28 protein-coding genes are annotated in these 20273 nt (G+C 35.1%); 24 read left to right on the top strand and 4 right to left on the bottom strand.

The genetic code is table 11. The features are described from left to right. Positions 1–159 precede the first annotated feature (159 nt). On the top strand, positions 160–840 hold the full coding sequence (locus BUA76_RS04325) for a hypothetical protein (RefSeq protein ID WP_072883584.1): 681 nt from the start codon (positions 160–162) through the stop codon (positions 838–840). A 62-nt stretch (positions 841–902) separates the two neighbouring features. Here the strand turns inward: BUA76_RS04325 and BUA76_RS04320 are convergent, their stop codons facing one another. Next, a complete protein-coding gene (locus tag BUA76_RS04320) occupies positions 903–1139 on the bottom strand; it encodes a helix-turn-helix domain-containing protein (protein WP_228408457.1) in 237 nt (78 codons plus the stop codon). A 185-nt stretch (positions 1140–1324) separates the two neighbouring features. On the opposite strand from BUA76_RS04320, the gene BUA76_RS04315 reads away from it, so the two are divergent. Beyond that, a complete protein-coding gene (locus BUA76_RS04315; RefSeq protein WP_072883582.1) occupies positions 1325–1501 on the top strand; it encodes a SymE family type I addiction module toxin in 177 nt (58 codons plus the stop codon). Positions 1502–1665: 164 nt separating this feature from the next. Beyond that, a complete protein-coding gene (locus tag BUA76_RS04310) occupies positions 1666–2622 on the top strand; it encodes a hypothetical protein (protein WP_072883581.1) in 957 nt (318 codons plus the stop codon). A 238-nt stretch (positions 2623–2860) separates the two neighbouring features. Here BUA76_RS04310 and BUA76_RS04305 read toward each other — a convergent pair whose 3' ends face one another. Beyond that, positions 2861–3208: a YciI family protein gene (locus BUA76_RS04305; protein ID WP_072883700.1), complete on the bottom strand. Its 348-nt coding sequence runs from the start codon at positions 3206–3208 to the stop codon at positions 2861–2863. A gap of 98 nt (positions 3209–3306) precedes the next feature. Between BUA76_RS04305 and BUA76_RS04300 the strand changes: the two genes are divergently transcribed. Next, positions 3307–3696 (top strand): winged helix-turn-helix transcriptional regulator, encoded by a 390-nt coding sequence (locus tag BUA76_RS04300; RefSeq protein WP_083573155.1) that lies wholly within the window; start codon positions 3307–3309, stop codon positions 3694–3696. Positions 3697–3894: 198 nt separating this feature from the next. Here the strand turns inward: BUA76_RS04300 and xerA are convergent, their stop codons facing one another. Next, entirely contained in the window at positions 3895–4725 is an 831-nt protein-coding gene (xerA, locus tag BUA76_RS04295; RefSeq protein WP_072883580.1) for a site-specific tyrosine recombinase/integron integrase, read from the bottom strand. 169 nt (positions 4726–4894) lie between these two features. Between xerA and BUA76_RS04290 the strand changes: the two genes are divergently transcribed. From BUA76_RS04290 to BUA76_RS04220, 15 genes are all read left to right on the top strand, one after another. Beyond that, positions 4895–5548 carry a TRADD-N-associated membrane domain-containing protein gene (locus tag BUA76_RS04290; protein ID WP_072883579.1) on the top strand — a complete coding sequence of 218 codons (654 nt, stop codon included), beginning with the start codon at positions 4895–4897 and terminating at the stop codon, positions 5546–5548. 57 nt (positions 5549–5605) lie between these two features. Beyond that, positions 5606–6313 (top strand): DUF3667 domain-containing protein, encoded by a 708-nt coding sequence (locus tag BUA76_RS04285; protein WP_072883578.1) that lies wholly within the window; start codon positions 5606–5608, stop codon positions 6311–6313. A 70-nt stretch (positions 6314–6383) separates the two neighbouring features. Next, positions 6384–6932 carry a hypothetical protein gene (locus BUA76_RS04280; protein WP_083573154.1) on the top strand — a complete coding sequence of 183 codons (549 nt, stop codon included), beginning with the start codon at positions 6384–6386 and terminating at the stop codon, positions 6930–6932. Between the two features lie 47 nt (positions 6933–6979). Then, entirely contained in the window at positions 6980–7513 is a 534-nt protein-coding gene (locus BUA76_RS04275; protein WP_072883577.1) for a TetR/AcrR family transcriptional regulator, read from the top strand. Positions 7514–7577: 64 nt separating this feature from the next. Next, positions 7578–7919 (top strand): hypothetical protein, encoded by a 342-nt coding sequence (locus BUA76_RS04270; RefSeq protein WP_072883697.1) that lies wholly within the window; start codon positions 7578–7580, stop codon positions 7917–7919. Positions 7920–8099: 180 nt separating this feature from the next. Beyond that, the gene (locus BUA76_RS04265; protein ID WP_072883576.1) at positions 8100–8600 is read left to right on the top strand and encodes a DinB family protein; all 501 of its coding nucleotides are present in this window, start codon (positions 8100–8102) and stop codon (positions 8598–8600) included. A 149-nt stretch (positions 8601–8749) separates the two neighbouring features. Continuing rightward, positions 8750–9316 carry a Crp/Fnr family transcriptional regulator gene (locus BUA76_RS04260; RefSeq protein WP_072883575.1) on the top strand — a complete coding sequence of 189 codons (567 nt, stop codon included), beginning with the start codon at positions 8750–8752 and terminating at the stop codon, positions 9314–9316. Between the two features lie 77 nt (positions 9317–9393). Beyond that, the gene (locus tag BUA76_RS04255) at positions 9394–9936 is read left to right on the top strand and encodes an SRPBCC domain-containing protein (protein WP_072883574.1); all 543 of its coding nucleotides are present in this window, start codon (positions 9394–9396) and stop codon (positions 9934–9936) included. A 6-nt stretch (positions 9937–9942) separates the two neighbouring features. Continuing rightward, entirely contained in the window at positions 9943–10722 is a 780-nt protein-coding gene (locus BUA76_RS04250; RefSeq protein ID WP_072883573.1) for an SDR family NAD(P)-dependent oxidoreductase, read from the top strand. 301 nt (positions 10723–11023) lie between these two features. Then, positions 11024–11980 carry a hypothetical protein gene (locus BUA76_RS04245; protein WP_072883572.1) on the top strand — a complete coding sequence of 319 codons (957 nt, stop codon included), beginning with the start codon at positions 11024–11026 and terminating at the stop codon, positions 11978–11980. Between the two features lie 442 nt (positions 11981–12422). Further along, positions 12423–13517 carry a hypothetical protein gene (locus BUA76_RS04240; protein ID WP_072883571.1) on the top strand — a complete coding sequence of 365 codons (1095 nt, stop codon included), beginning with the start codon at positions 12423–12425 and terminating at the stop codon, positions 13515–13517. Between the two features lie 64 nt (positions 13518–13581). Beyond that, positions 13582–14052 (top strand): DUF2628 domain-containing protein, encoded by a 471-nt coding sequence (locus BUA76_RS04235; protein WP_072883570.1) that lies wholly within the window; start codon positions 13582–13584, stop codon positions 14050–14052. A gap of 151 nt (positions 14053–14203) precedes the next feature. Then, the gene (locus BUA76_RS04230) at positions 14204–14980 is read left to right on the top strand and encodes a hypothetical protein (protein WP_143149857.1); all 777 of its coding nucleotides are present in this window, start codon (positions 14204–14206) and stop codon (positions 14978–14980) included. A 192-nt stretch (positions 14981–15172) separates the two neighbouring features. Next, entirely contained in the window at positions 15173–15676 is a 504-nt protein-coding gene (locus tag BUA76_RS04225) for a hypothetical protein (protein WP_072883568.1), read from the top strand. Positions 15677–15771: 95 nt separating this feature from the next. Beyond that, entirely contained in the window at positions 15772–16281 is a 510-nt protein-coding gene (locus tag BUA76_RS04220; protein ID WP_072883567.1) for a hypothetical protein, read from the top strand. Positions 16282–16357: 76 nt separating this feature from the next. Here the strand turns inward: BUA76_RS04220 and BUA76_RS04215 are convergent, their stop codons facing one another. Next, a complete protein-coding gene (locus BUA76_RS04215) occupies positions 16358–16723 on the bottom strand; it encodes a winged helix-turn-helix transcriptional regulator (RefSeq protein WP_072883566.1) in 366 nt (121 codons plus the stop codon). A gap of 126 nt (positions 16724–16849) precedes the next feature. Here BUA76_RS04215 and BUA76_RS04210 point away from each other — a divergent pair, with 126 nt between their 5' ends. The 5 genes from BUA76_RS04210 (at position 16850) to arr (ending at position 20272) form a co-directional block, all read left to right on the top strand. Further along, complete coding sequence (locus BUA76_RS04210) at positions 16850–17644, top strand: SDR family oxidoreductase (RefSeq protein WP_072883565.1); 795 nt, start codon at positions 16850–16852, stop codon at positions 17642–17644. Between the two features lie 21 nt (positions 17645–17665). Beyond that, positions 17666–17980, top strand: a complete 315-nt coding sequence (locus tag BUA76_RS04205) for a nuclear transport factor 2 family protein (RefSeq protein WP_072883564.1) — start codon at positions 17666–17668, stop codon at positions 17978–17980. A gap of 246 nt (positions 17981–18226) precedes the next feature. Further along, positions 18227–18886: a DUF2461 domain-containing protein gene (locus BUA76_RS04200; protein WP_072883563.1), complete on the top strand. Its 660-nt coding sequence runs from the start codon at positions 18227–18229 to the stop codon at positions 18884–18886. Between the two features lie 99 nt (positions 18887–18985). Beyond that, on the top strand, positions 18986–19750 hold the full coding sequence (locus BUA76_RS04195; protein ID WP_072883562.1) for a hypothetical protein: 765 nt from the start codon (positions 18986–18988) through the stop codon (positions 19748–19750). 99 nt (positions 19751–19849) lie between these two features. After that, positions 19850–20272 carry an NAD(+)--rifampin ADP-ribosyltransferase gene (gene arr / locus BUA76_RS04190; protein ID WP_072883561.1) on the top strand — a complete coding sequence of 141 codons (423 nt, stop codon included), beginning with the start codon at positions 19850–19852 and terminating at the stop codon, positions 20270–20272. Position 20273: the final 1 nt, after the last annotated feature.

The raw sequence follows: 20273 nt of genomic DNA, 5'->3' as shown, positions 1-20273 counted from the left end.
CAATTTTTATTTTAATTATGCATAAAGATATTCGACAATTTTAGAAAATTTCTAAATATTGGAACTTAATTATTAATCGGTCTCTATGATTATAATTAACAAAATTAAGTGGAAACGATTTTAAACTAAATATAATTTATAAACTTAATCCAAATTAATATGACAAAGAAAGATATAGAGGAGTTATTAGAACATTGTTCTAATAAGATAGAAGAGATAAAAAAATCAGAAACAATCTCTAAAGTAGATGTAAAAAATATATTAGAAAACTTAAGAAGTTCACTTGAATATTGCGCGCAGTATATCAATTATACTGTTTATAATAAAAAATCCAAAATATACTTTCCTTATGGTAAAACTGAAGACCAATTTAAAAAAAGTATTAATCGAAATTTTCTTTCTTTAAAGAAAAAGAATCCAAAAATTTATAAGTTTATAGAAGATTTACAACCACATATTTTAAATGATAACTGGTTAGTTATTATGTGTGAGGCAACAAATGAAGCAAAGCATAATAACGCCTTAAATATAGAAAATCAAATAGATGTACATAAGAAAATAACAGTTGATATACCAGGAGTCATTTATATTCCTGATGCTCGGGCAGTAACATTTAAAGGTAATTATATAGATGATAAACCAATTGATGATTTTGTTATAAACAATGACACTATTGAAATTACTAAAAAAGGATTAGTAACGCCTCAATTCAATTTTGAAATAGTAGAGAATAAAACATTCTTACTTAAAGACTATCAGTGTGATTTAATACAACTTTTAGAAAAAAGTCTTAAATCAATTCGAGAATTTTCAAATAACTTATACAATAATATTAATTAATTTTTTGATTCCCACGCTAGCGCGCGCATCCCGCTCGTGCCAACTTAAATCTTGAAGCAAAATCACTTCACATCCACCAACTCCCCCAAAGAAATTTCCAAAGCATTCGCTAATTCCAGCAAAGTATAAAGTGTAGGATTTACTTTTCCGTTTTCAAGCTTTTCAATCGCTTGTCGGTCTTTATTGCACGCACGTGCGAAATCAGACTGGCTCCAACCCTTCTGTTCACGAAGCATGATAATTCGTTTACCAAATTCTTTTTTTAACTGATCTCTGGTCATGATCCAAATGTCAGCCAATTCGATGACAAATTTGTCATATAGTAAGTTGACAAATCAAAAAATTATTTTATATTTGCTCAATAAATAAAACGTTGAAAAAAACACAAATTCTATATATTACCTTGGCTGGTACAGGCAGGAAGTTCAGAAATGATCGGGGCTTCCGCCTTTACAGCCGGTAAACAACAAAAAACAGCACCACGATGAATTCAAGAAAAATTAAAATTCACAGACGTTACCAGCAAAGCAGCCATCACCTCATCACCGTCCCGGAAATCCGGCTTAGAGGGAAATGGCTTGATGCGCTGGGTTTCGGGGAAGGCAAAACGGTACACATTCGGCAAAAGAAAAACAAGCTTACCATTACGGTTTCCAAATAGCATATAGAAACTGTATTTCATCATAAACACATCTGCTCGTAACCCCCTGCAAATAGTACCCTAATGGGTTATTGATTCACTTTTCTACCAGCTCTAATTTTACAAAAACAAAACGGGGATGCTAAAAACCGAAAACAGAGTAAGCACAACTAAAAATCAGAGCTATGAAAAACTTATTGATCGCAACTACATTATTCACGAGCTGCATTGCCTATTCTCAATGCAATTTTGACCAGACAGCATTTGATGGTATTGCAACAAAGTATCAAAATGACTTTACAACTTTAGAAAAAAGATCGCAGGACATTGCGAAGGACGCTCCGGATCCCAGCAATCCGGAAGCTACCGTAAATATGGACTTTGATATTAAAATGGTCCGGAAAGACTTTTCATGCAGCATACCGCAGATTACCATGAAGGATAAAAAACTATCATTCGACACACCGCAGGTTACCATGAAATTGAAATCCATAAAATTTAAAAAACCTGTAACGAAGATGGTCATCAAGAAAACAGGACAGTATCCGGTTATTGAAGGGTGGACTGTAAAATGGAAAGACATCAAAACTTCAGTACCGGAAGTTACCATGGAAGAACAGGAAATTAAAACAAAAATACCTGAAATAAAAGTTGAAACGACCGATATTATAACCGCCATCCCGGAAATAAAAATGGTGAAAAAGGACATGTCTCTCAATTTGCCATCGGTAACCGTAAAAAAGATATCAGCAGAAGTAAAAAAAATAGAGGATCGTGCAAAAGGTGTTTCTTTGGAGAGTGAAAAGCTCCAGGAATCTCAAACTGAAGAATTTGCGCAGGCCATCCATAAAAGTTTTGAATGTCAGCGAACAGATCTGATTGTTTCCAGGACAAATCTGGAAAATGAATTCTCAACTTCTGTTTCAGAAATTGAAAACAGTATCTCCCAATTAAGATCGAATGGCTTAAATCCTGAATCCATAAAAGGCGATCAGGGGGAAGATATTAACCTTATTGCGATCAAAGACGAATTGCTTTTAAAAAAGAAAGAAGCCTTTGAGCAGATTGATGCCGCCATAGAAAAAATGAATACGGAAGAAAAAAATGCAATCAATATGCTGGCAAAGAAAACAGAAGCTTAACGGCGTATTACCGAAACATTTTAACATTACTACTAACCGTTCTGATTTTCAGAGCGGTTTTTTATAAATAATTTAAAGGACTTCGGTTTAATTCCAGAAATATCCGAATTTCGCAATGTATAAAACGTGTACCCTTCGCAAATAAAAAGTGCTGCCTTAAAACAAAAACCATCTTTTGCGCTTTATGGCGAAAAGATGGTCATTCATTTTGTAAACTTCTGAATTTTGAAGCCGAAAATTAATTTTGCTGCTGAATCGGGCGAACTTCTACTTTTCCATTCTCTTCAAAAATAGGACACCCTTTTGAAATCTCTACAGCCTCATCAATGTCATTTGCATTAACGATAAGGTATCCTCCAACCATTTCTTTGGCCTCAATAAAGGGACCGTCTGTAACAACTTTATCTTTTCCGTTTACCTGTTTGCCCGTAGTTTGAAGAGGTTCTCCTCCGGCAAGGATTCCTTTCTGGCCGAGACCCTGCATCCAGGTTGTCCATGATTGAATGTATTCCACTGTTTCTTTGGAGTCATTTGCATTGTGAACGTGTGTCTCCCCGCCTCTGAATAAAAACATAAATTTTTCCATTTTGATTTGAATTTTTTTTGTTGCTTTTTTTATTTTAGTACTGCAAATATTAAATGTTAAATTTATTTTCACAAGTAGGGCGATAAATAAATGTAAGTATGAAAAATAATACTATAGCTGAAAACCAACAGGATATACAAGAAAAAAAATTCATTTTTGATGAAAATTCCTGTCCTGTTGCGGCAACGATGCAGGTGTTGGGCGGAAAATGGAAATCAATTCTCATCAATGCCATCTATCTTACAGCACCTGCAAGATTTGGTGAGCTGAGACGCAGTGTAACAGGAATAACCCAATCCATGCTTACCTCTCAATTGCGGGAGCTGGAACAAGACGGTATTATCAGCCGAAAAATTTACGCAGAGATCCCGCCAAGAGTTGAATATACCCTCACCGATTTTGGGCTGAGCCTTTCGCCAATTATGCTGGCAATGGCAGAATGGGGAAAGCAATACCGGCTTAAAAATGAAACAAAAGACGAATCGTAAGGAATTATGAAGTGATGCATTAAAGGCAAGCCTAAATCTTCCCTATCCGGTTGGTATTAACCACAGAATGTGTGATCACTGAAGTGAAAAAAGATGAACCGACTATGCCAATGGGCGGAGGAATGCCAGGAGTGATGTACTCATCACTGATGCTATAAATATATTAAACCGTTTTGCTAAAAGCAAAGCAGTTTTTTATTATAAAAGATCCAACGGACTTTTTATTTGAAACCTTACCACATTAATGTGGGTGTAAATTTCTGTTGTTTTTATATTACTATGTCCTAAAAGTTCTTTAATAATTCTAATATCTGTCCCGCTCTCCAAAAGGTGAGTTGCATAAGAATGCCGCAACGTGTGAACGGATGCAGGAGATTTGACACCCGATTTTTTTAGTGATGACTTCATAATCTGTTGAACGCTACGCTGAGAATACTTCTCTTTTCCTCTACCTTCAAACAAATATATTTTAGGGTTATAAACTCTGTAATAATCTCTCAGTAGATCAATAAGTTTAGGAGAAATCATTACTACTCTTTCTTTATTTCCTTTTGTCTGTCTGATCATCAAAATATTCTGATCTGTTTTAATATCGGAAATTTTAAGTTCTAATAATTCGCCTAATCTGAGACCACAAGAATAAATGGTTGTAAGAATAGCTTTATGCTTTATGTTGGAAGTAGAATCTAAAATCTTTTTCACCTCCTTTTTAGTTAAAAATTTTGGTAATTTAGTTTCACTTCTATGAGGGTAAAGATGTTTTAAATTGACTCTTCTATGAAAAATTTCCTGATAAAATTTCACAATCGTGGAAATCATTGCTTTTTGATAAGATGATCCCACTTTTTTCTTTTCAACGAGCCAGATAATAAAATCTTCCAATTGCTTTTGTGTGATCTCTTCCGGTTGAAACTTTGCGGAGAATTTTAAAAAATAAGACAAATGAGAGGTATAGGTTTTAATACTGCTTTTTGCATACCGCTGAAGACGCAATATCGTAGCAAAATCTTCTACATAATTTTTATTCATTTAAAGTTTGTGCGTTTATCCAAATATAATAAATTTTAATTTTATGATTAGCAAATAGATAACTAAAAAATAAAACAACATTAGCGCAATTGTGTATAGTACATATTGGCGCATTGTGTAAATTTGGATGTTGGCGGTAATTTAAAACAACCCTCAATATGACAACAATATGAACTCACCACTTGACAATTTCACTAACATTATTGTCCTCATAATCTCAATATTGGCGACAATAATTTCTATTCTCGTCTTCTTGAGACGAGGAAAAGTTCGTTTTGGAAAAATCTTTTTAGATTTTGGAAGTAATGTAGACCAAGAGACAGAAAAAATCCTTCTGCAACTACCATCAAAAGACACCTCTACAAACTTAGACGATAAAAAATACGCACTTCTAAGACAATATCATTCACAAGGATTGGCACAATCAAAAATTAGCTTTTGGTTTAGTTTAATATTTGCATCAATCGGTTTTGTAATTATCGTAATCGGCATTTTGACTTTTCAAAAGGAAAGCTCATTGTATAAGCCAGTCATAAGTATTATTTCAGGGACAATTATTGACGCAGTTGCCGCTTTGTTTTTTGTACAATCTAATAAAGCAAGAGAACTAATGACAGAATTTTTTGACAAGCTTAGGGCTGACAGAAAATTTGAAGAAGCATTAACTCTTGCAGACCAAATTCCTGACAATCATTTAAAAAGCAAACTGAAAATATTACTGTCAATGAACTTTGCGGACATCAAGACATCAGATGCAATACTTACCCTTATTCTTGATGGTATTGAAAGAAACAGTGCTAAACCAAACATTACCGAAACATAAACTATCGCCAACATCGTTAGCAGAAATTGTATAACAAAAATTTCATATTAAACTTAAATGGAACAAAAACTGGAGGAAAATTTAGATAAACCGAAATCAAAATTAAAAAGAATTGACCACCTTTATATAACTCACGAGATTCAACATTTCTTACACTTTGACAAAGGAATATTCATAACAATAAAAAATCTTTTGATAAAACCAGGAAAAACTATTCGCGAATTTCTATTTGAAAATAGAGATAAATATGTTAAACCTGTATTTTTTCTACTTGTTTCAGCGGTTATTTTCTCTTTAATCATTCAATTTTTTCACCTCAAGATAGAATTTTTCAATATTAACTCTATTGAAGAATTAAAAGGAAAAGTGAGATCTAAAGAAATTGGAGAATGGACAAATAAAAATATTGGATATGCTCAATTAATAATGGGAATTTTTATTGCTTTTTGGATAAAGCTATTCTTCAAAAAATTCAAATATAATATCTACGAAATACTAGTTCTTCTGTCTTATGTTCTAGGAGAAGCACTTTTAATACTTGGACTTTTTATTTTTATTGCGAATATCTTCAAAAGTGAATTTATTGCAACCGTTGGAATAATTATTTATTTCGTTTATATCGTTTGGGCGATTGGGCAATTTTTTGGAGAAACAAAACCTATAAATTACCTCAAATCAATCCTTGTATATCTTTTTGGAAACGCAACCTATTTGATTGTATTACTGCTTATTTCTTACTTACTGAAATTCATTTTATTGAGATAAAACAACTTCTGCTAACAAGGTATTGCCAAAAGCAGGGCTGAAGTAATTCTATTGAACTTTTTTACTATATTTGAACTATGGTACTTTTATTGAGCTGGAAGCAAAAATCCCCGCCTTCGGCAATATCCGAACCGTTACCTGCTATATTAACACTACAACACAAATGACACACAATTATCCAAATCCTTGGGACTTTCACAACACTTACAAGACACTTGTTTCGCCAGACAATTATCATAAAGTTGTGTATTACGACCTAAATGAAATTGCAATGGGAGCTCCAATCGGTGGACAATGTTTTTTAGAGACTTCGGACAAGAAAAAAGTAAAAATAAACGATTGGTGTGGTGGACCTCCCGCATGGGAAAAAGACGGACAATTATTAGCAATACCAATTTGGACACGAAAGTTTTTAAAAGGAACTGTTCAACAAATTGGTGTATTAGACACAAGGAATATGGAATTGAAAATATTCAAAAAGACGTTCAGAGTTCTTGACATTCGTTCATTTGAAAAAACTACAATCTATGGATATGACAGCCCAATTCATAAGACCGAAAGACTTAATTTTGACATTGAAAAAGAGCGAGTAGAAACGTTAATTAAACTGACAGCATAAAAAATACAGCAGGTAACAACCGTTAGCATTTTAACGACAGACACTTTATGACAGATAAAGAAGAAATATGGATATTAAAAGGCTATGAGACATTTTCTGAGTTTGGAGAGAAAGGATTAAAAGTTGAACAACTTGCGAAAGCAGTGGGCATCAGTAAATCCTCATTTTATCATCATTTTTCTGACTTAGATATTTTTGTGGACAGACTTCTAAGATTTCATTTATCACAGTCTGTAATAATTGCAGGTAAAGAAAAAATAGCCAAGACAATCAACTCAGATTTGATAAATATTTTGTTGGAACACAAAACAGACTTATTGTTCAATAGACAACTTCGTATAAACTCAAACAAGTTGATTTATCAAGAAACCTTGACGAAATCTAACCAGATTATTGGTAAAGACTTCATTAGCCTTTGGTTGACAGATACAAATTCAAACCTTAATTTTCAACAAGCGGAAGGACTTATTGGATTGGCACTAGAGAATTTTTTCTTGCAAATAAACTTGGATAGTTTCAATAGACAATGGTTAGAAGCTTACTTTGAAAATTTAAAACGCATTACACGGAGTTTTGATTAGTTATTGTACGGTAGCGTCTAAAATTTCCGTTGAACGACTAGTAATTTTACGAAATTTTAAAATTATGAATTTCAATAACACTTTCAAAAAACTACTAATAGTTCAAGCTGTTGGACTATTGGTTTACACATTTTTCGCCTTTCAAGCGGAAGGAGCTAATCTTTTTGGGATATTTTTAAACAACATCAAATCATTGACTTGGAATGGGCAATTTAATCTTGATTTTAGTTGTTATCTTTTATTATCGGCTCTTTGGATAATGTGGCGAAATAAATTTACTGCTTCGTCCTTTATTATTGCAATTGTGGGAATGATAATAGGAATAATGATTTTTGCACCTTATTTATTTTGGTTGCTAATGAAAGAAAAAGGCGACTTGAAACGAGTATTAGTTGGCGAAAGATAAAAAACTACTGCTAACATCGGTTTGGCAATAGTGGGTTGACAGTTGTAAACTCAATATTTATATTTCTATTGGGGATTTGTGCCAATGTTGGGCTGACGTTTTTCAAATTCCCAACCATCGCGAATACGTAAACCGTTAACCGTTGGCAGTAATTTTAAAAAGACATTAAAAATATACATTATGTACAGAAAGATTAGTGACTTTATAGAAGATTGGGAACAGGAATTCCAGTCTACCAAAAACCTAATTGCTTTATTAAGCGACAATGAACTTAACTTTTCGCCAAGTAAAAATATTAGACCAATAGGAGATTTAGTTTTCCACATCGTTGGAACACCCGGCACATTAATTACTGAAATGGGTTTCTCAAATAATATGCTTAATTGGTATAGTGATTCAATCGAATCAATTGAAAGATTAATTGAAAACTTTGTAAAATCGAATATTGAATTAATAGATATTATTTCCAAATGGACTGATAACGATTTAGAAAAAGAAGTGTCTGTCTTGGGAGATTCATATAAAAAAGGTTATATTCTAAGTACATTGCTTATAGGACACCAAGCACACCACAGAGGACAGCTTACTATTTTAATGCGTTTAAAAAATTTGAAATTAATAGAAATGTACGGACCCACTTACGAAACTTGGGTAGAAATGGGCGAAGAGCCTATGAAATAAAAAACTACTGCCAGCAAGGTATTGCCAAAAGCGGGACTGCACGGCTTCGATTGGACATTTGTGCTAAAAATCCCCGCCTTCGGCAAAGCCCGAACCCGTTAGCGGTAATGGAACGAAACCTCAACAGACTACAAACTTTGACAAAATAAATGGAGCAGATTAGACAGGTGATGAAAAAAATGATTAAGGTCTCGGAAGACGAACTAAACGGCTTCCTTGACAAAGCCATTACTAAGACTTTTAAGCGACAGGAAATTATAAGCCGACCAAACACAGTTCCAAACGAAATTTTCTTTATCAATAAAGGTATCATCAGAGTTTCCATTACAGACAATGAAGGAATTGAACACACCATACATTTTGCATTAGAAAATCAATTTATTGCCGACTATTCAAATTTCATTCAGAGACTGCCATCAATTTATACCTTGCAAACTTTGGAAGAAACCGAAGTAATTATTTTGCCTCGTTCTACAATTGAATGGGGTTACAAAAACCTAACGGACGGACAAAAAATGGGGCGACTTATCGCCGAGTATTATTTTATTTATCAAGACGACAGAATTAAAAACTTATATATTAGAACACCAAAAGAACGGTATGACAATATAACAAATGTTTTTCCAAACATCCACAACCGAGTGCCACAACATATGATTGCCTCTTACTTGGGTATTACACCCATACATTTGAGCAGACTTAAAAAAACCGTTTAGAAAAACTATAAACATTTGTTATCGTTTAGCACCTATTAAACTGCCGAATTTTGCATTATAATTTAAACAAAATTGTAATGACAAAATTCATTTTGACTTTGGCGATTTTCGTCACTTCGTTTTCTGTTTTAGCACAGCAAAGTAATTCAGAAAAAATTAATTGGCCGGCCAATTATGAGCCTTCAAAAAGTAAATTCTATGTTCATAACGAAATAGAAATAAATGCCAAACCCGAAATTGTTTGGGCATATCTCATTGATGCTTTAAAGTGGCAATCTTGGTACAAAGGAGCTAAAAATGTTTCTTTTATTGAGCCAACTGACACCGTTTTAAATTCAAAATCAGTTTTCAAATGGGAAACTATGGGATTGAAATTTCAATCTGCGATTAAGGAATTTGAACCCAACAGACTTTTGGCTTGGGAAAGTAAAAAGAAAAGTATTCAAGGCTACCACGTTTGGTTAATTATTGCTACTGAAAAGGGTTGTAAAGTAATCACAGAAGAAAGCCAAAATGGTTGGCTTACCTTTTTTGAAAAGACTTTTCAAGGGAAAAAACTAAAAAAGCTACACGATATTTGGCTTGCAGAATTGAAAAAGAAATCAGAAAACCAAAACTAACCCAAAATGAAAGAATACATTTTAATTACAGGAGCAAGTTCAGGTATTGGTTATGAAATGGCAAAACAACTGGCAACTAAAAACGTTAATTTACTTTTAGTAGCGAGAAGCGAAGATAAATTACAAAAACTTCAAAAGGAATTAACTGTACTACATCAAATTGAAGTAGAATATTTCCTTTATGATTTGTCTGAGCCTAATTCTGCACAAGATTTATATAATCACATCAAACAAAAGAATTATTTGGTAACAGGCTTGATTAATAATGCAGGCTTTGGCGATTATGGAAATTTCACTGAAATGCCCTTAAAAAAGGATGAAGAAATGATAGCTGTAAATATTACTGCATTGGTTGGGCTTACAAAGCTTTTTGGTGCTGATATGACAAAACAAGGGAAAGGAAAAATTATGAATGTAGCTTCACTACTTTCATTTTTGCCCTTCCCTTACTATTCAGTCTATTCAGCAACCAAAAGTTTTGTATTAGCTTTTACTGAAACAGTTGCAACCGAATTGGAAGGAACAGGAGTAATTGTTACAGCACTTTGCCCAGGAACAGTTGAAACACCATTTCATACAAACGCAATGAGAAAGACAAATGCAATGAGTGCCAACAAACCAATGCCAGCAGATATTGTTGCAAAAGCAGGTGTAGAACTTTTTTTAAACGGAAAAGGCAAAAAAATTGTTGGGATTATGAATTGGGTTTTGAGTAATTTACCAAGAGTAACACCAGACAAAATAATGATGAAAATTAAAAAGAATTTAGCAAGTATTAAACATTAAAGGACAACCCGATCTCGCGGATTTGTAATCTGTGAGAATCCACGTATAGACAAGACAAAACAATACACATTTAAAAAGAAATAAGCTCACAACTAGCACCCTGAAACTGCATTTGGTTTCCCACAACTTGCGGGAGACTTCCTGCAACTGCATTTAGTCATAAACACATCTGCTTGTTACCTCCTGCAAATAGTACCCTAATGGGTTATTGATTCACTTTTCTACCGGCTCTAATTTTACAAAAAACAAAACGGGGATGCTAAAAACCGAAACAGAGTAAGCACAACTAAAAATCAGAGCTATGAAAAACTTATTGATCGCAACCACATTATTCACGAGCTGCATTGCCTATTCTCAATGCAATTTTGACCAGGCGACATTTGATGTTATCGCTGCAAAGTATCAAAACGACTTTACTACACTGGAAAAAAGATCACAGGATATTGCAGACGACGCGCCGGATCCCAACATTATGGAAGCTCCAGTAGATATAACCTTTAAAATTGAAATGGTCAGAAAAGACTTTTCATGCAATATACCGCAGATTACCATGAAGGATAAAAAATTATCATTCGATACGCCGCAGGTTACCATGAAACTGAAATCCATAAAATTTAAAAAACCCGTAACCAAGATGGTCATCAAGAAAACAGGACAGTATCCGGTTATTGAAGGGTGGACTATAAAATGGAAAGACATCAAAACTTCAGTACCGGAAGTTACCATGGAAGAACAGGAAATTAAAACAAAAATACCTGAAATAAAAGTTGAAACTACCAATATTATAACCGCCATCCCGGAAATAAAAATGGTGAAAAAGGACATGTCTCTCAATTTGCCATCGGTAACCGTAAAAAAGATATCAGCAGAAGTAAAAAAAATAGAGGATCGTGCAAAAGGTGTTTCTTTGGAAAGTGAAAAGCTCCAGGAATCTCAAAATGAAGAATTTGCGCAGGCCATCCATAAAAGTTTTGAATGTCAGCGAACAGATCTGATTGTTTCCAGGACAAATCTGGAAAATGAATTCTCAACTTCTGTTTCAGAAATTGAAAACAGCATCTCCCAATTAAGATCGAATGGCTTAAATCCTGAATCCATAAAAGGCGATCAGGGGGAAGATATTAACCTTATTGCGATCAGAGACGAATTGCTTTTAAAAAAGAAAGAAGCCTTTGAGCAGATTGATGCCGCCATAGAGAAAATGAATACGGAAGAAAAAAATGCAATCAATATGCTGGCAAAGAAAATAGAAGCTTAATGGCATATTAGTGAAATAATTTAACACCACTACTAACCGTTCTGATTTTTCAGAATGGTTTTTTGTTTAGTTATAGATTTTGTAAGAATTATTACAACCACTGCCAACGCGAATGTCGCGCTCTTGCCTACCAACTAAAACAATTCATTCTCACTATTCAGGCGCTTTAAAATGAACAATCTCGCTGATTTGTAAGCCACGAGAAGGCAACAATACACATCCAGCAAAAGAAAAATAAGCTCACTATTAAGGGTTCAAAATATCACTCTGAAAACTGCATTTGGTTCCCGCAGTTTGTGCGAAACTTCCGTAGACCTCCGGAAGTTTAAAACAATTGAATTAAATATCGTTCTCAATTATTTCATCATCTTTTTATTTATCAAAGTCCTATTTTATTACTTTTGCTGCATAAATAAAACTGATAAAAACATCCAAACTATCGATGGAAGAAAATTTCAAGAATTATGAGAAAACAATTAAGAGAAAGCACAGAATCAGCTTTTCTCCAAAATACAAAGAAGAATTTAAAACATCCGTTAATGAGATCATCTTTATTGCAATTGCAGAAAAAGCCTTTGAAAAACTGGGGTGGGACATCGTTTATAAGGATGATTTCAACATAGAAGCAAAACGTACGGAAGCAGGCTGGATGAGTGGCCGCTGGACGGAAATCATTACCGCAACCTATACCAACGGGAATATTTCTGTAAAAAGTGAATCTTTGGGTAACGAAATCTGGGATGCAGGCAAAAATTCAAAACGAGTAAAGCTGTTTATCTATGCCTTTCAGGAAACCTTAAGAACCTTCGATCAGAAAGCCCTTCAGGAACTGGAAAAGGAAGCAGAGAGAAAAAATAACTGGGATGATTATATCATTCCGGATACTTTGCCAAAACCAGTACAGACAAAAAATCCTGACTTTGCCATTCCGTTATTTGGTGGTTTATTCATTTCCCTTATTCTAGGGTTTACATTGGCATTTCTTTCCGTAAAAGGGGTCTACTTAATCGGCTTATTTGAATTTCTGGTAGCAACAGCGCTTGTTTTTGCCATGAAATATTTCATAAAATTTTCAAACTATACGGATTTGAAAAAGCTACAGTATCTGTTAGCCAGTATGATCATATTGGTGTACGCTTCGAGTCAATATTTTCAGTATGAAATAATTCTTCGTAGCAACAATTTGGAAAGAATCGGATTCTGGAGATTTTTACAGATCAGGTTTTCTGAAGGTTTTACTGTAAACAAAACAAATTTGGGCTGGGCCGGCTGGATCATTATCTGGATTGTACAGTTAGGAATAACCGGCCTTATCACATATCTGAAAATAGTGGTGGTGCTTACAAAATATGTCCTTGAAAGAGTACCGGCTGAAGTAGTAGATTTTGCCTGTTATCATTTTATTAAAAATAAATCAGAAGAGGAAGTCAGAAGCGCACTTGCGGAAAAAGGATGGTCGGATAAAAAAGATCAGGATGAAATTTTTGATGCCATCGGAGGTCTGCAAAATGTTACGGTGTTAAATAGAATTAAATAGCTTGACATAGGTTGCAGTTTACTCTCACTCGTGCCAAACCAGTACACATAAAAAATAATCATTCATGGAAAAAACAGAATTGTATGAAGCCTATTTTCAGGATAGCAGTAACTATTACCTGGAGCAGTTGAACTATTATGAGAAGGGTAAAAAATTCAGGTTTAGTTATTCTTCTGTCATATTCGGATTATTCTGGTTTCTTTACAGGAAAATGTATCTGGAGTTTTTTGTGATTCTCATCATCTTTTATACCGAGACTCAGTTTGAAAATCATGTTTTAGCAGGACTGATCGGTACTGAGCAGACCAAATTGTTCAGCCTTGCGGTCAATATAATTCTTACGGTCACACTGGGGATTATCGGAAATAATTTATACCTCAAAAAAGCAAAAAGAATGGTAGAACAAGCCCAAATAACATTCGCCGACCCCGAACAGCAAAAAGAATTTCTTGCTAAAAAAGGGGGCACCAGCATTTTATTCGTAATGACTGCTTTTGGCTTGTTCGTTCTTGCTGTTATCATGCAATCACAATAAATACGCTCGAATAGCTTTGTAATCTGTAAGAATATCTATTGTAATTTATTAATATTGTAAAAATATTTGTAAGAAATAATTCGGTAATTCCTATTGCCAATAATGAATCAATCCTTAAATTTAGACGCTTCCAGCAATTAATCAATACCATATGAGACAACTGTTTTTAGTGATGCTGTTTTTTATGAATTATAATATATACTCTCAAAGCATATTAACCGTTCTGAATTTCAATAAAAAAAATGAATTCAACTCTGAAAATCCAGTTTTAGAAACAACAACCCAAACAACTTTTTTTAATACAAACCGTATTGAACGGAAGAAAGATGTGCAAATTTATAATGAAAAGAACGAAGTTACTTCTGAACTTAGATATGATGAAAACGGTGATCTAAAACAACGCCTAACAAGAGTATATGACGGTACAGGTACGCGATGTCTAAGCAGGAAGATAGAAAACTGGCATCCTTTATTAGGACATTCTTATGACACTTATTATTATGGTTATGATAATAAAGGTTTTCTTAATAGTATTATTGAAAAAGATCAAAATGGTAAAATAGTCCGAAAAACAATTATCATTAACAATGATGAGGGAAATCCAACAGAACTTATGCTTTTAATTGGAAATCAAGTTCAAGGAAAAGAAATTGCAAAATATGACTACGAAAAAAATGAAGTAACAATTCAATACTTCAATAAAAATGATGAAATTATTAATTCTCAAAAATCTAAGATTGAATTCTCAAAGAGTCAGCCGGGAGATATTGTAAATGAGCACGGAGATGTGATCAAATCCATAAAATTTGAAATGAGAATCAAGTATGACAAGTTTGGTAATTGGATCAAAAAAGTTTATTACAGATTTGTTAATGGAAAAGCTATAAAAGAATCTGAAAGTACAAGAGCAATTAAATATGGTAAATAATCAAATACCCTGCTGGCAATAAGCATTTAACCCATGCCTACCAACACAAGTTCCGCTACTCTATCAAAACAATTTAATTTCCCACATTCAGGCGCTTCAAAATAACCGAGTGCAAATGCTCTTCATGAATGCCACCCAATCTCCCAACACTGCGATGACGAGAAGGCAGAAACTTTATAATTATAAGAAATCATGTTAAAAAAACTTCTCAAATTCTTTGTCATTTCTTTCATCGTTATTTCTGTGATTATCATGTTCAGTACTCCTATTATTGTAAAATATTTAACGGGTAGGGCAAGAATAGTGGGAAAGCCCGCTCAAGCTGAGATTTTTATTGATGAAAAGGAAAAATCAGATGCAAAACTTTTTATTTCCAATTCAAATTTCGAAGGAACTCAGAAAAGGGATTACCTAATTTTATACCTGGACGATGTAAAAGATTACAACGGAATCCCTGTATTAATCATTGATAAAGAGCATAAAGTTCTCATGTTTCCCAATTCAGGCAAAGAAGATTACGATATCATTTTTAAGAATTTATTTCAAAGTGATTCTGGTGCCAATGTGATGATTCCTGTAAACAATAAGGTGAAAGGTCTAGGATTTGAACCTGACTTAATATTTGAAGATAAGGTCATCAAATTCAAAATATCAGCTGAAAACAAAATCTATGATGTAACAATCAATATTTCATGAAATCGGTCCAGAGCAAAAAATTTGAGCATTTAGAATTTATAATCTTAAATTAATGAATATGCATAGGTTAATACAAAAACAAAGAATTCTGAAATATGGATAAACTTAAATTCAGACATCATCTCAGTGAAGCAACAAAACTTCTATTTGAATTGACAAAAACACTTTGCTATAACGATCTTCATGACAACTGCCAATATTTAATCACTCCAAACTCCCGAACAGTTGATGGGCATTTAAATGAAGAAGAAATACTCATCTTAAAAAAATGGAATCAATATGAAGGTGACCTTTTAACAGCCAATCAGATCATTGACCTTCTACACCATAACAATAAAGTACCTGTGTGGATTGATATGATAATTTATGAAGCAAGACCTGATCTAACCGTAATAAACTTGTTTTGCAGCAGGCGGCTCAGAGACGAAACCGAATTGATGCATCCGGGAATTCCTCCATTTCATGTGCTGGTTTCAATACCTCCGGACAATTTAAAAGCAGAAATAAACGAAAGATTTGATGTTAATTGGAAGAAGAGACGTGATGACAAACAAAAACCCAACGGAATTTTAAGTAGGTTGAAAAAATTGATAAAGAAGAACTGACTCCCACAGACATAAGCGTCGCGCTCGTGCCAAGCAACACAAGTTCAGCTCATACCGCTAACCTCATCACAACAATTTAATTTTCCCCATTCAGGCGCTTCAAAATAACCGAGCGCAAATGTTCTTCATGGGCATCTCCCCAATTTCCCAACGCTGCAATGACGGGAATTAAGGTCTGTCCGAAATCCGTTAGGCTGTACTCTACTTTTGGAGGAACTACGGGATAGATTTTTTTGGCAACCAATTCATGATCTTCCAGTTCTTTCAGCTGGATATTCAGTACCCTTCTCGTGGCATCGGGGATTTTCCGCTGCAGCTCGCTGGGACGCTGATGTCCCTGATGAATAAACCACAGCAAACGGATTTTCCATTTGCCGTACAGCACTTCGCCAATCAGATCCAAACCGCAGTTCAGGTTGGGTAAAATTTTCCTTTCATACATAAAGCAAATGTAAACCTATGTTCCAAATTGTGCAATAGGGGAAAAATTGTTCCCTATCCGAATCGTAATTCCGTACTTGTGAGGCGCGTACATAAGTCCCAACTTTGCCTAAACAAAACAGACAAAATGGAACAGCAATTTAATTTCAACAGTGAACTATCGGGCAAAATCGCCCTGGTAACCGGAGGTACAAAAGGAACCGGAAGAGCCATCGCAGAAAGGCTTTTGCAGGCAGGCGCAACGGTCATCATTACAGCAAGGAACGCCCCACAGGATGAAAACGGCAGCCTGCATTTTATTGCAGCGGATTTAAGCCAGGCAGAAGGCTCGCAAAAAGTAGTTGACGAAGTACTGGCAACCTATGGGAGGTTGGACATTCTGGTGAACAACCTCGGATCTTCAGAAACACCCGCCGGAGGTTTTGCCGCATTAACGGATGAAAACTGGGAATCAACCCTTCGGGCGAATCTGCTTGCTCCGGTTCGCCTGGACAGAGGATTTTTACCCCAAATGATCGATCGGAAAAACGGTGTAATCATTCACATCGCTTCAATTCAGGGAAAACTGCCGCTATATGACTCCACGCTGCCGTATGCCGCTGCGAAAGCCGGATTGATTAATTACAGCAAAAGCTTATCCAATGAAGTGACCCCAAAAGGAGTTCGTGTACTCACCGTTTCACCGGGATGGATCAATACATCAGCATCGGCAGCCTGGCTGGGCGAAATTGCAAGAAACGCCAACAGTACGCTAGAAGAAGCGCAGCAGGGCGTCATGGATGCATTGGGCGGAATTCCTTACGGAAGGCCTGCCGAACCGCAAGAAGTAGCAGAATTCGTAGGTTTCCTGGTTTCACCGAGAGCCGGTTATTTAACAGGAACCAATTATATAATCGACGGCGGAACCGTACCCACCATTTAATCAACTTAAAATTTTAATACAATGAATTTACCAGACGTAATAACAGAATTAGTAAAGGCACAAAACAACTTCGACAGTACCGCTTACGCCAATTGTTTTGCCGAAACAGCCGTAGTGTTTGATGAAGGAAAAACAAATAACGGAAAAACACAAATAAAAGACTGGATCGATAAAGCCAATAAAGAATATCAGGCAACAATGGAACCGTTAGAATATTCAGAAGCAGAACATACCTTGAAAGCGGAAGTTGCCGGTAATTTTCCCGGAAGTCCGGCTGTTCTGACCTATTATTATGAATTTGAAGATGGATTGATCCAGTCACTGAAAATCGTGTAAAACCGTTTTTTAAACTATTAATAACATTGAAAAGTATGGCTGAAGTTTGCACTTCAGCTTTTGTTCTTTTGGTAAAATTTTGTACATTCAAACCTGACGGGTTTTGAAAACCCGTCAGGTTTAGCGGAAGTTAAAACATTAATATTCATCACCATACTCACCGTTAGCGCTGGCGACTCATACACCAATCGCTATTAATACTACTTTAACAGGAACAATATTGTAATTTTGTTTAAAATAGACACCATGAAAAAAACCTTTGAATTCCTTAAACGGCTTGAAAAAAACAACAATCGCGAATGGTTTGCATCCCACAAAGAAGAATACGAATCAGCGGTAAAAGAAAACAAAGTGTTTTTCAATAAGGTGCATGCTGAACTTCAGAAATACGACCATATAAAAGGAGTTCATATTTTCAGGATTTACAGGGATGTTCGGTTTTCAAAAGATCAGACACCTTACAAGACCAATTTCGGAGCCGGGTACTCCCGTGTTAAACCCATGCTGAGAGGTGGATATTACATTCACCTGGAACCCGGTAACAGCTTTGTAGGCGGCGGATTTTGGGGACCGGATGCCAAAGATCTGCTCCGCATCCGTAAAGAATTTGAGATCAGCACACAGGAAATCGAAAAGATCACTTCAGACAAAACATTTATCAGATATTTTAAAGAAATTCAGGGAGAAGCGGTGAAAACAGCGCCCAGGGGTTTTGATAAAAATCATCCTGCCATTAGCCTGATCCGGAAAAAGCAGTTTGTCGTGATGAGAAAATTTACCGATGATGAAGCCGTATCGGAAGGGTTTCTGAAAGAAGCAGTACTCACCTTTCTGGCCATGCGCCCTTTCTTTGATTATATGAGTGAAGTTCTTACAACGGATCTGAATGGCGAACCTTTAATTTAAGCTTTATTTGATATTTCAGTGACTACTCAGAAACATTTAAATTTAATCTTCAAAAAAGAATACATGTTTGTAATTAGTTATATTAGACAAACAATAATTATGAAATACTTTATCAGCCTGGTACTACTGTGTTTTTCCATCGCATTATTTTCACAGGAACTTTACAATCCCAAATACATTTCTTCGAAAGCCACACCTACTGACTCTCTAAAGAATACAGATGATATTAATCTTTTTTACTTAAAGCCGATACAATATATCGGTAAGTTTCAAAAAGAAATAGTTCTGGAGTATACTGATTCGAACAGATACAGCAAAATTCTCGAAAACAATTACAGAAGTAAAAATTTCAAAGATCTGAATAAAGAATTTATGACGAGGAAATATGAGAATATTATCATTTCTGTTGATACATCGCAGAAAACTCCTTTAGAAAAGATAGATATCGACACCCTGAAAATTTCTTCTGAAGAGTACAACGCGAAAATGGACAGTCTTTATTACGGAAAACAAATCACACATCCGATTCCGTACATTAAAACCTATTATAGCGGCTTCCCGGTAACCATTCATAATTTCGGAAATAAAGAAAGTATCATAGGCTTTGGAAATAATGTAGTGTTAGAACTGGAAGCACTAGATAAAGAAAATAAATGGCAGAAAATTTATCCGTATCGTTATTATAGCTGTGGAACGGGTATTCAGTTTTTTGTGTTAAAACCTAATGAAATTGCCACCGTCTTTGAGCCCCGCCTGAGCGGTGATTTTCATACATGGTTCAGATACAGATTAGGAAATATCATTTCCAATGAATTTGAAGGAAACATTAATTACAATTATTTAATACACAGTCAGGCCCACTAAGAGTTCCAAATTACTTCTTACCAATCTGATCTCAGCTTATTTTCCCATGTAAAAACAAATTCTTAAGTTTACAGGTTACTCAATTCAAAACACACCACAATGGAAAACAAAGAGCATGAAATTCCTGACAATGGCCCGTTCTATCACGGAACAAAAGCTGACCTGAAAATAGGGGACCTGCTTACTGCCGGGTTTGAATCCAATTATTATCCGGAGATCATGATGAACCACATCTATTTCACCGCTTTACAGAACGGCGCCGGCCTTGCCGCAACGCTGGCAAAAGGTGATGGGAAGGAACGCGTCTACATCGTGGAACCCACCGGAGCATTTGAAAATGATCCGAACGTAACCGATAAAAAATTTCCCGGTAATCCTACCCGTTCCTATCGCAGCACGGCACCCCTTAAAATTGTGGGCGAAGTAACCGAATGGATTAGGCTTACCGATGAAGAAATCCAAAACTGGAAGGAAAGAATCGCAAAACTGAGGGAAAATCCCGATGCGGAAATTATCAATTAAT

Source organism: Chryseobacterium takakiae (genome assembly GCF_900129385.1).
GTDB lineage: Bacteria > Bacteroidota > Bacteroidia > Flavobacteriales > Weeksellaceae > Chryseobacterium > Chryseobacterium takakiae.
Note: the sequence above shows the minus strand (reverse complement) of the source record. Positions and strands in the feature narration are given on the sequence as shown.